The sequence below is a fragment of the Tenacibaculum profundicola genome (assembly GCF_057220795.1).
This window is the reverse complement of the sequence record NZ_CM170137.1, coordinates 4,045,777-4,057,812: the sequence shown is the minus strand read 5'-3', so window position 1 is coordinate 4,057,812 and position 12,036 is coordinate 4,045,777. Positions and strand designations below refer to the sequence as shown.

9 protein-coding genes and 2 tRNA genes are annotated in these 12,036 nt (G+C 35.0%); 3 read left to right on the top strand and 8 right to left on the bottom strand.

The genetic code is table 11. The features are described from left to right. Positions 1-2: 2 nt before the first annotated feature. From AC2TDS_RS16650 to AC2TDS_RS16640, 3 genes are read right to left on the bottom strand one after another with little or no spacing between them, the layout of a single operon-like run. Positions 3-1,316 (bottom strand): hypothetical protein, encoded by a 1,314-nt coding sequence (locus AC2TDS_RS16650; RefSeq protein WP_484736700.1) that lies wholly within the window; start codon positions 1,314-1,316, stop codon positions 3-5. A 13-nt stretch (positions 1,317-1,329) separates the two neighbouring features. Next, positions 1,330-2,610 (bottom strand): beta-barrel assembly machine protein BamG, encoded by a 1,281-nt coding sequence (gene bamG / locus AC2TDS_RS16645; protein WP_484736699.1) that lies wholly within the window; start codon positions 2,608-2,610, stop codon positions 1,330-1,332. After that, positions 2,603-3,334 (bottom strand): type III pantothenate kinase, encoded by a 732-nt coding sequence (locus AC2TDS_RS16640; protein WP_484736698.1) that lies wholly within the window; start codon positions 3,332-3,334, stop codon positions 2,603-2,605. Before AC2TDS_RS16640 ends, bamG begins: the two co-directional genes overlap by 8 nt. 109 nt (positions 3,335-3,443) lie before the next feature. Here AC2TDS_RS16640 and AC2TDS_RS16635 point away from each other — a divergent pair. The 3 genes from AC2TDS_RS16635 (at position 3,444) to AC2TDS_RS16625 (ending at position 5,137) form a co-directional block, all read left to right on the top strand. Then, positions 3,444-3,516 (top strand) — tRNA-Phe (locus tag AC2TDS_RS16635). 63 nt (positions 3,517-3,579) lie between these two features. Beyond that, a tRNA-Phe gene (locus tag AC2TDS_RS16630) sits at positions 3,580-3,652 on the top strand. 249 nt (positions 3,653-3,901) lie between these two features. Then, complete coding sequence (locus AC2TDS_RS16625; RefSeq protein WP_484736697.1) at positions 3,902-5,137, top strand: hypothetical protein; 1,236 nt, start codon at positions 3,902-3,904, stop codon at positions 5,135-5,137. Between the two features lie 114 nt (positions 5,138-5,251). On the opposite strand, the gene ilvA is transcribed toward AC2TDS_RS16625, so the two are convergent. Genes ilvA through ilvD form a run of 5 tightly spaced genes read right to left on the bottom strand, consistent with a single transcriptional unit; the run spans position 5,252 to position 12,036 of the window. Continuing rightward, a complete protein-coding gene (gene ilvA / locus AC2TDS_RS16620; RefSeq protein WP_484736696.1) occupies positions 5,252-6,517 on the bottom strand; it encodes a threonine ammonia-lyase in 1,266 nt (421 codons plus the stop codon). A 3-nt stretch (positions 6,518-6,520) separates the two neighbouring features. Further along, positions 6,521-8,017, bottom strand: coding sequence for a ketol-acid reductoisomerase (gene ilvC, locus AC2TDS_RS16615; RefSeq protein WP_484736695.1), 1,497 nt, complete (start codon positions 8,015-8,017; stop codon positions 6,521-6,523). Positions 8,018-8,056: 39 nt separating this feature from the next. After that, positions 8,057-8,581 carry an acetolactate synthase small subunit gene (ilvN, locus tag AC2TDS_RS16610; RefSeq protein WP_484736694.1) on the bottom strand — a complete coding sequence of 175 codons (525 nt, stop codon included), beginning with the start codon at positions 8,579-8,581 and terminating at the stop codon, positions 8,057-8,059. Positions 8,582-8,583: 2 nt separating this feature from the next. Next, entirely contained in the window at positions 8,584-10,317 is a 1,734-nt protein-coding gene (gene ilvB, locus AC2TDS_RS16605; protein ID WP_484736693.1) for a biosynthetic-type acetolactate synthase large subunit, read from the bottom strand. A gap of 42 nt (positions 10,318-10,359) precedes the next feature. Then, positions 10,360-12,036: a dihydroxy-acid dehydratase gene (gene ilvD, locus AC2TDS_RS16600; protein WP_484736692.1), complete on the bottom strand. Its 1,677-nt coding sequence runs from the start codon at positions 12,034-12,036 to the stop codon at positions 10,360-10,362.

Here is a 12,036-nt window from a genome sequence, read left to right as displayed (position 1 = left end):
ACTTATGGTACACGCACCGTTTCTCCGATCCAACAGCCCACTTTATAAGATGACCCTGAAGACATTCCTTTCTGGAACACTAATTTTTTAGATGGAATATTCTTTTTATAATTGGCAATGTATCTCCCTGCACCACACCCTGGATCAACTTTTTTAGCCTTCAACGCCTTATTTAAAGCCGCTACATATACCATTCTTTTCTCAAATTCATCACCTCCACAAGAGTTGGCACTTTTTGCATATAAACTTGCAATAAACAAGTAGGCTTTCCCCATGTTAGGATTGTACCTAAGTGCTTCATTCGCTAAAGCTCTAGCTCTACTACCTCTAGCACCCTGTGCTTCTCTAAGTTTTAACCTTGCCTTTTTATATGGGTCCGTTTCTAAATCAAAACATTCCTTTCTTTTCTCTCTAGCTTCCGATCTTTTCCCATTCTTTTCCAAAATAGTAGCTACAAAAGAACAAGCATCAGGTGAAGCAGAAACTTCTGAATATGCTAAAGCCAATTTTTCAAACAATGGATCTGATTGACATCCTTTGTTGTACATTCTTGACACGGCTCTTTTTAACCAAACACCATCTGTTTTATTACTTTCAAAATCTCTATTGTAAATAGGAATCAATCTTTCGCAAGTTGCCATTTCTGATATCATTGCATCTAAACCACCTTCAACTTTACCTAAAGATGTTGAGTTTATTGTGTAGGCTCTCAACGCTTTTTTCTCTTTCGAGTCCAACGTACCTGCCTCTTCTTTCGGTTGTAGTTTTGTTATTTTACCACGATAATCATCTAACTTTTCTTGTACAGATTCTATCACATCATCATAGGTATCAAATACTAATTGTGGATTAGAATCTTTATATTTTTCTTTAATCGCCTTAAAATACCTAAAAATATTTTTAACACTCATATCTTTAGGAGATATACCATACGCTTTTTCTAATAAAGAGAACACCTCAGCATCATCACCTAATTTATTTTTGATCAAGTAAGTAGCGTAGTCACTATATGCTTTCGCGGCTTTCTTATTAGGGAAATTCTCTATTCTTGCTTCAAAAACCCTTTTTGCTAACACATGATCATTGGTCTTTTCAGCTACTTTAGCCCCGTATTTATAAATATTAACTGATAATTTTGAACAATTAGTAAGTAGATATTCTAAATCTGGTTTGGCTGCTTCATATTTGTTTGTAATGGCATTTCCTTTAAAAAGATTGTATTTAATATTACATTCTTGACTTGCTTGTGCCTTAACCCCGCTTACGGATACAAACAAAAGTACTCCTGTCAGTAAATACGTAATTTTTTTCATCATTTATCAGTTTTTATTAATCTATTTTTCTCTTTTTAAACCAATTAGCACTATTTAAAGATAAACTTAGTTTTACATTAAAATAGTTTTCTTTAATTAGGTTATTATCAGTTGTTCCTCTCTGCCCGTATTCAAGGCCAATATTTACATTGGACAATTGTTTCGGTAATGGTAAACCAACACCAACATTTATGCCAAAATCATTAATGGAAGTTAAATTTTCACCAGTTCCTGCTCCATCCACTAAAATTCCCATTTTCTCGAAACGTAATCCAGCTCTGTATGTAACTCTATCCCAGTAACTCGTGATTGAATTAATTTTCGGTATATAAAAACCTCCAACAGAAAGTTTGTTTCCGCTTTCGTATTGAAACCCTTGAGAGGTTAAATTTAGCGCATTTGAATTAAGTACCGCATCTCTATACTCCTGATTAATTCCTGCATACCATTTATTTACTTTACCTACGCCTACTCCAAATACTGTTTTTAAGGGCATCGTGATGTTTCCAGTTGTAGTTTCATCATATAAAATATCTCTAATAGCACCATCATCTACACCTATTGAGTACATTACTTCTGCCCCATTAGCCGATAACTCACTTTCTAAAGTAACAGCCACTCCTGCACTTAATTCCAGTTTATTTTTAAGTTCCTTTTTATACTGTGCTCCAAATTTAAACAGTCCACCTTTTAAGTTAAGGCTCTCTACTTGCTTTGTACCTAGCATTACCCCGTTGTTTATGTTTAATACGTCATTTTCAATGGAACCAAAAACAAAACTCGCCTCTGCTCCTAAAGAAAACCCTTCAAAAACATACATTCCAAAACTAGCGTACAATCTATTGGTTCCGCCTTCACCAGTAAACCTAGAAATTTGTGCAACTTCGTCTCCATCATACGTTGTATTGTAAAGAGCGTACCCCACTGATGAAAAAGGTTGCAAACCTACTGAAAATCCCGCTTTATTTCCTATCGGAAAACCCAATGAAACATATCTCAGGTGAGTTGAATTACCTGATTTAGACGCATTGGTTTCTTTTAATGTTAAAAATGTGACACTACCACCCAGCGCATAAGTTGCATACCTTAAATCTGCATTCGCCGCAGGGTTCGTAAAATTCAAATGATAGCTATCTTTTAACGCTGCTCCAATACCTCCCATGGAAGCCTGTTCTACCGTTACTGACTCAAAATTTTCTCCTATTCCAAAATAAGAGTATGGTGATGCACTATTACGCTGTGCAACTATTGACGTTGCACTAACTATTAATATTCCTATTATAAACCTACTAATCATTCGCTGAATTATATATCAAAATCGTGTGTAAACCTTCCAAAACAAAATTTGGATGGGCAAATATGACACTTTTTAATTGTTTTGCCAAGAATTTTGTATCCCCTCCTGTTAAAACTATTGTTAAATCTTGATAGTTCTCCTTATATAAATGTATAAGACCATTTATTTCATTACATACTCCATTAATAATTCCCGAATGGATTGAATCATTCGTATTCGTGCCGATAAAATGCGAAACATTTACTTTATCTAACAAAGGTAATTTCGATGTAAATGTATTCAAAGCCTTATATCTCATAGTGATTCCAGGTGAAATTGCTCCACCTAAATATTCTTTATCTTTAGATATAAAATCAAAAGTTATACATGTTCCAGCATCAATAACCAATGTATTCCGATTGGGGTATTTATTTACTGCTGCTGCTGCCAAAGCAATTCTATCTACACCCAAAGTATCAGGGGTATCGTATAAATTTTTAAACGGCACCTCGGTACCTGAATTTAGAAATAAAGGATCTACTATTTTAGATATTTTCGTTGTTTCCTCTTCCGAAAATGAAGCTACAGACGAGATAATACTATGAGTGATTAAAAATTTTGAAGTAATTTCTTGTAGTTTTTTGATGATTTCATTTTTTTGAAAAACAAAACTCGTCACTAGCATACTTTTCTCAAAAACAGCTGTTTTAACTCTTGTATTTCCAACATCAATAATTAAATCCATAATTTCATTTTATAAAATCTCAAAGTTACGATTCCTTTTTTTATTTTTTTTATTTTGGTAAATCGAAAAACGATTGTATATTTGCATCCGCTTAACGAAAGTAGTGACTGGTGCCTTAGCTCAGTTGGTAGAGCAAAGGACTGAAAATCCTTGTGTCCCTGGTTCGATTCCTGGAGGCACCACAAAATAAAATTCGCAATTCATTTGCGAATTTTATTTCAAAAGCTACAAAGTTAAGTACCAATGGTGCCTTAGCTCAGTTGGTAGAGCAAAGGACTGAAAATCCTTGTGTCCCTGGTTCGATTCCTGGAGGCACCACAGAAAAACCCGAACTTTTGTTCGGGTTTTTTGTTACTCCTTTTCAAAAAAAACAACCCGTTTTCCTCATAAGTCGTTAATAAACGATACCTTTCTATATTATTTATTACTAATCTTCACTATATTTTGTCTCAAATAAAGGGGTGAATTCTAATATTTTTAGCAATAAAACCATTTGAAAAACAAAATTAGTTCCATGACTTTTCTTGTTTTTCTCCAATATACTAATCAAGTACTAAACACTAAATTATGAAAACATCCCCCCCAGTAATTATCATAGTATACATACTAACAATCATTTCTTCTATTTTTATTAGTTGTGAAAAAAATGAAGGTGAATCATGTGAAATAAGCACCTTAGCAATATCCGTTGGAGAATGCAACAATGATAACACTTATGAATTAACCGTAAATTTTGAATACGTAAACCCAGGTAACGATTATTTTGATCTCTACACTAGAAATGATGAGCTCATTGGGTATTTTTTACTCTCTGATCTACCTGTAACTATTGATAATTTTGACATTAGCGGTCTAGAAAACGATTATCTAAAAGCTTGTATTAATGACAATCCAAATTGTTGCATGATAACAGAATGGACACCCCCTTCATGTGAAAGTGATAACGAATGTGAAATAAGTAACTTAGACGTATCTGTTGGTGCATGTAATAACGACAATACTTACGAGTTAACTGTAAATTTTGAATATGTAAACCCAGGTAATGATTATTTTGATCTATATACTAGAAATGATGAGCTCATTGGGAATTTTTTACTTTCTGATTTACCTCTAACTATTGATAACTTTGAAATCAGTGATCAAGAAAATGATTATCTAAAAGTGTGTATTAATGACAACCCGAATTGCTGTGAGGTAACAGAATGGACACCTCCTTCATGTGAAAGTAATAACGAATGTGAAATAGGTAACTTAGAAGTATCTGTTGGTGCATGTAATGACGACAATACTTATAATTTAACTGTAAACTTTGAGTATGTAAATCCGGGTAATGATTATTTTGATCTATACACTAGAAATGATGTGCTCATTGGGAATTTTTTACTCTCTGATTTACCTCTAACTATTGATAACTTTGAAATCAGTGGTCAAGAAAATGATTATCTAAAAGTGTGTATTAATGACAACCCGAATTGCTGTGAGGTAACAGAATGGACACCTCCTTCATGTGAAAGTAATAACGAATGTGAAATCAGTAATTTAGAAGTATCTGTTGGTGCATGTAATGACGACAATACTTATAATTTAACTGTAAATTTTGAGTATGTAAATCCGGGTAATGATTATTTTGATCTATACACTAGAAATGATGAACTCATTGGAAACTATTCACTCTCTGATTTACCTCTAACTATTGATAACTTTGAAATCAGCGGTCAAGAAAACGATTATCTAAAAGTTTGCATAAATGACAACCCAAATTGTTGTGAGGTATTAGAATGGACACCTCCTTCATGTAATTAAATATAGACAGCTTTTACCTATCTATTAATTCCGTTTAATAGAAGGTAAAAGCTATCATAACAAGATTATATAATAGTTTAAGATATTTTGTTTTGTTTATTATACCAGTTATTGTTACACCAAAAATTCAAATAAATTAGGTTTATCATTTAGATACTCTCCATAAAAATTACGTTCTTTCATTCTGGTGATCAATGGTATCAAATCTTCATTCTTTTCTAGCTCTACTCCTACCACTGCCGGACCATTCTCTCTACTTGTTTTTTTTGAATATTCAAAAAAAGTAATATCATCGCTCTTCCCTAATACGTCTATCACAAATTCTTTTAAAGCTCCCGCCCTTTGTGGAAAGCGTATTATGAAATAATGCTTTAGTCCATGGTACAACAATGCGCGTTCTTTAATTTCTGGTGTTCTGGTAATATCATTATTACTACCACTAATTACACAAACTACATTTTTCCCTTGTATTTCACTTTTATAGGCATCTAAGGCAGAAATTGTTAATGCCCCTGCAGGTTCCACTACAATGGCCTCTTTGTTATACATATCGAGAATGGTTTGACATACTTTTCCTTCAGGAACCGTAATCATATCATATAAGTTTTCTTTACATATCTTATACGTTAAATCTCCTACCTGTTGAACTGCAGCTCCATCTACAAATTTATCAATGTTTTTAAGTTTAATATTTTCATTTTTTTCTAGTGCTAATTTCATGGATGGTGCTCCTGCTGGTTCAACACCAATCACTTTAGTTTGTGGCGATAAATATTTAAACACACTTGACACACCTGCAGCCAATCCTCCGCCGCCCACAGGAACAAAAATATAATCGATAGGTTCGTTAAATTGCTTAATAACTTCGAGAGCTACCGTTCCTTGACCTTCAATAATTTTTTCATCATTAAATGGGTGCACAAATGTTTTCTGCAAGCTATCTGCAACGTATTTTGCAGCATTGTAAGCATCATCAAAGGTATCACCAGTTAACTGAATATCAACATACTCACCTCCAAACATTTTCACTTGCTCTACTTTCTGTTTCGGCGTTGGTGCTGGCATAAAAATAGTTCCGGAAATTTTTTTTATACTACACGCCAAAGCAACCCCTTGTGCATGATTTCCTGCACTAGCGCAAACAATTCCATTGATTAGTTCCTCTTTTGATAATGAGCTGATTTTATTAAATGCTCCTCTAATTTTATAAGAACGAACCTGTTGTAAATCCTCACGTTTTAAAAGAATACTAGCCTTGTATTTCTGTGAAAACCTATAATTTAATGATAATGGTGTTTCAGCAACTACTTCTTTTAAAGTAGTTGCTGCTTTTTGTATATCTGTTAATTTAGGATAGTATGTTTGCGTTTCTAATTCCATTTACTACGCTAAAACAGGTTCTTCTATTTCTGTCTTTATAGATATCATAGCCGTCATTGCCGAGCGTAATCTCTTTCCTGTAATTTCAACTGGATGGTTTTTAATAGCCTCATTAACCGCAATTAATTGTTGGTTCTCTACCTTATTAGAATTAGCAAATGACTTACCTATTACATCTGAAGAAACCGTTCTCATGAAATCAGTTAACAATGGTCTGCAAGCATGATCAAACAAATAGCAACCATACTCTGCTGTATCTGAAATAATTCTGTTCATTTCAAATAACTTCTTTCTAGCAATCGTATTAGCTATTAAAGGAGTTTCGTGTAATGATTCATAATAGGCAGATGCATCAATAATGCCCGCCTCTGTCATAGTTTCAAACGCTAACTCTACTCCAGCTCTTACAAAAGCAACTAATAGTGTTCCGTTATCAAAATATTCTTGTTCATCTATTTCTTGTACCAACGGTGATGTTTTTTCAAAAGCTGTTTCGCCCGTAGCCGCTCTCCATTTCAACAAATTAGCATCATCATTTTTCCAATCTGCCATCATGGTTTTAGAGAAATGTCCAGACATGATATCATCCATATGCTTATGAAATAACGGGCGCATGATATCTTTTAATTCTTCCGATAATTCAAAGGCTTTAATTTTTGCTGGGTTTGACAACCTATCCATCATATTGGTAATACCTCCATGTTTTAAAGCTTCCGTAATAGTTTCCCATCCGTATTGAATTAATCTAGACGCATACGATGGTTCGATTCCTTCTTCTACCATTTTGTTAAAAGACAAAATTGATCCGGTTTGTAAAACACCACATAGTATCGTTTGCTCTCCCATCAAATCAGATTTCACTTCTGCAACAAAAGAAGACTCTAGTACTCCGGCTTTATGACCTCCTGTAGCAAAAGCATATGCTTTCGCTTCTGCGAACCCTTTACCCTTCGGGTCGTTTTCTGGGTGTACAGCGATTAAGGTTGGCACTCCAAAACCTCTTTTATATTCCTCTCTTACTTCTGATCCAGGACATTTTGGTGCAACCATAATTACTGTTACATCTTTACGAACCTGCATTCCTTCTTCTACGATATTAAATCCATGAGAATATGACAACGTTGCATCTTCTTTCATTAAAGGCATGATCGTGTTGACCACACGTGTATGTTGCTTATCTGGTGTTAAGTTACACACTAAGTCAGCCGTTGGAATTAATTCCTCAAAGGTTCCAACTTTAAATCCATTTTCTTGTGCATTTTTATATGATTGGCGCTGCTCTTTAATAGCTGCATCACGCAAAGCATAAGAAATATCTAAACCAGAGTCACGCATATTCAACCCCTGATTTAAACCTTGAGCCCCACAACCTACAATTACCACTTTTTTTCCTTTTAGAGCTTTAATTCCTTCCTGAAACTCAGAAGACTCCATAAATCTACACTTTCCTAATTGAGACAATTGTTCTCTTAGTGAGAGTTGGTTAAAATAATTTTCCATTTTATTATTATACGTTTTTAAATTATATGTTGTTTTGTGTTATTGTAGTGCCTTAATAATTTCAGACACTCGCATTTTTTCTTTTGTAATGGCAATTCTACCCGATCTCACAAACTGCATAATACCGTGCTTGTCTAAGATATGATAGAGTTCTTCAACTTCTTCTTTGGATCCTGATTTTTCTAAAACAAAAAAATCTTTATTAATATTAACAACTCTTGATTTACTACTATTAATAATTAGTTGAATTTCATCATTGTTCGTCAACAAGTCTGTACTCAACTTAAACAAACATGATTCTTGATACACCGTCTCATCATCTTTATGATAAAAGGCTTTAATCACATCAACTTGTTTTTCTATTTGTCCAATAATTTTTTTCATCTCATCTTCCTTCAATTTAACCAGTAGCGTAAACCTTGATACACTTTTAATTTCCGACTTAGAAACGTTAACACTTTCTATATTTAAATGTCTTCGTTGAAATATCGATGAGATTCTGTTTAATAATCCGATATTATTCTCTGTATATATCGAAATAGTATAGGTCTGTTTATTTTCCATAATTATTCTAATCTTATATCTGAAACCGACGCTCCTGTTGGTATCATAGGGAACACATTATCTTCCTTTTCTACACAAACTTCTAAAAAGTATGCTTCGTCTGATAACATCATTTCTTGCACTGCTTTTGATAAATCTTCTCTTTTCGTTACTCTATTTGCTTTTAAATGGTACCCTTTAGCAATGGCTATAAAATCGGGATTTATCATTTCAGTTGAGGCATACCTTTTATCGAAAAACAATTGCTGCCATTGGCGTACCATACCCAAAAACTCATTGTTTAATACAACAATTTTAACAGCTGCTTTTGTTTGTAAAATGGTCCCTAGCTCTTGAATAGTCATTTGATATCCTCCATCTCCAATAACAGCTACTACTTCCCTTTCAGGAGCTCCCATTTTTGCCCCTATCGCTGCGGGCAATGCAAACCCCATGGTTCCTAAACCTCCTGAGGTAATATTGCTTTTACTTTTATTAAATTCTGCATAACGGCAAGCAAACATTTGATGCTGACCTACATCAGAAACAATAACGGCATCTCCTCCTGAAGCTATGTTTATTTCTTTCATTACTTCGCCCATCGTCAATCCTTCTTTTTTAGGATATAAAACATCTTTGATCACCTTATCAAATTCGATGGCGTCGTGTTTTTTAAATTCAGCCAACCATTGTTGATGTGAGTTTTTATGAATCAGGGGTAAAATTGCTTTTAAACTATCTTTGGCGTCTCCAAGAACTGCAACATCAGTTTTTACATTTTTGTCAATCTCAGCAGGATCAATTTCAAAATGCACTATTTTAGCTTGCTTCGCATAAGTTTTCAAATTGCCTGTAACCCGATCATCAAAACGCATTCCTATCGCAATCAATACATCGCATTGATTTGTTAGAACATTTGGACCATAATTACCGTGCATTCCAACCATTCCTACATTTAGAGGATGGGCAGTTGGTATGGCTGATAACCCTAAGATGGTCCATGCTGATGGAATTCCAGCTTTTTCTATAAAGGCTTTAAACTCAACTTCAGCCTCTCCTAAAATTACTCCTTGTCCGAAAATAATCATCGGCTTTTTTGCTCCATTAATGATAGCCGCTGCCTCCTGTAATTTTGTGTGGGTGGCAGGAACTTTTGGCACATAACTTCTAATTGACGTGCATTTTTTATACACAAAATCGAATTCCTCAAATTGCGCATTTTTAGTAATATCGATCAATACAGGACCTGGACGTCCTGACTTCGCAATATAAAACGCCTTTGCCATTACTTCAGGAATATCACTAGCTTTGGTTATTTGATAATTCCATTTAGTAACTGGTGTTGAAATACCCACGATATCGGTTTCTTGAAACGCATCAGTTCCCAATAAATGTTCCGCTACTTGCCCTGTAATACAAACCATAGGCGTAGAGTCAATTTGAGCGTCTGCTATTCCCGTTATTAAATTAGTAGCACCAGGGCCTGATGTTGCTATCGCTACTCCCACTTTCCCGGATACTCGAGCATAACCTTGCGCCGCATGGGTAGCACCTTGCTCATGACGTGTAAGGACATGATGAATTTTATCTTGATATTTATAAAACTCGTCATATACTGGCATAATAGCACCTCCTGGATATCCATACAGTATATCTACTCCTTCTGCTAACAAACATTTTATAACCGCTTCCGCTCCTGTTATTCTTTCAGTTTGACTTGCAATTTCTTTCGTTTGTTCTTGTGTTTTTGTTGCCATTTCTTTTTGCTTTATATTTGGCTTATAAGCTTTATTACTTTGTTAGAATTCATCTGTAACACAGCCATTTGACGCTGATGATACCGTTCTTGCATATTTATACAAAACACCTCTACTTACCTTTAACGCAGGTGCTTTCCAATGTTTTTTACGTCTCTGCAACTCTTCTTCGGAAATCTCTAATGTAATCGCATTTGTTTCTGCATTTAGAGATACTATATCTCCATCTTCAACGAACGCTATAGTGCCTCCATCTTGAGCCTCTGGTGTTATATGACCTACCACGAAGCCATGAGTTCCCCCTGAAAAACGACCATCAGTTATCAATGCCACATCTTTTCCTAACCCTGCACCCATAATAGCTGCCGTAGGTTTTAACATTTCTGGCATTCCCGGACCTCCTTTTGGTCCTTCGTAACGAATAACAACTACATCTCCTTTTTCAACTTTTCCGTCTCGTATTCCATCATTTGCCGCATATTCTCCTTCAAAAACTTTAGCTTTTCCTCTAAAATGAAGTCCCTCTTTTCCTGTTATTTTTGCTACCGAACCTTCTTCCGCTAAATTTCCATAGAGCATTCTCAAATGTCCTGTTTGCTTAATTGGTTTTTCTACGGGCTTCACAACCTCCTGACCTTCAGCCAAACTAGGTACTTCTATTAAATTTTCAGCAAGTGTTTTTCCTGTTACCGTCAAGCAATCACCATGTAATAATCCTTTTTCCAATAAATATTTAAGTACTGCAGGAATACCTCCTACTCGATGTACATCTTCCATTAAAAACTTACCACTTGGTTTTAAATCTGCCAAAAACGGCGTATTATCAGAAATTCGTTGAAAATCTTTTAAGGTAAACACTACATTCGCCGCTTTTGCTATCGCTAAAAAGTGTAATACAGCATTTGTTGAACCTCCCATCACCGTTACCAGTCGTATGGCATTTTCAAGTGATTTTTTGGTTACTATATCAGAAGGTTTTATGTCTTTTTCTAATAATATTCGTAATGCTTCTCCTGCTTTTATACATTCTTCTTCTTTATCCGCACTAATAGCAGGGTTTGATGAGTTATAAGGTAGGCTCATACCTAAGGCTTCAATGGCTGACGCCATGGTATTAGCGGTATACATACCTCCGCAGGCGCCTGCACCAGGGCAAGCTTTTTCTATTACGCTTTGATATTCTTGAGCATCTATTTTCCCTGCAACTTTTTCTCCCCAGGCTTCAAATGCAGAAACCACATCTAACTTTTTTCCCTCATGACAACCAGATGCTATCGTTCCTCCATATACTAAAATTGAAGGTCGATTTAATCGTAACATTGCCATTAAAGCCCCAGGCATATTCTTATCACATCCTACAACAGTAATTAAGCCATCATACGACATTGCTTGCACAACCGTTTCCATAGAATCTGCTATCACATCTCTCGAGGGCAGTGAAAATCGCATTCCAGGTGTTCCCATTGAAATTCCATCTGACACCCCAATAGTATTGAATATCAAGCCTATCAAATCGGTATTCTTAGTTCCTTTTTTCACAAGCTTAGCCAAATCATTCAAATGCATATTACACGGGTTTCCTTCGTAACCAGTACTTGCTATTCCAACGAAAGGTTTTTCAAAGTCTGAATTAGACAATCCTAAAGCATGAAGCATTGCCTGCGCTGCCGGTTGTGTATCATCTTGAGTTACTCTTTTACTAAATTTATTTAACTCCAT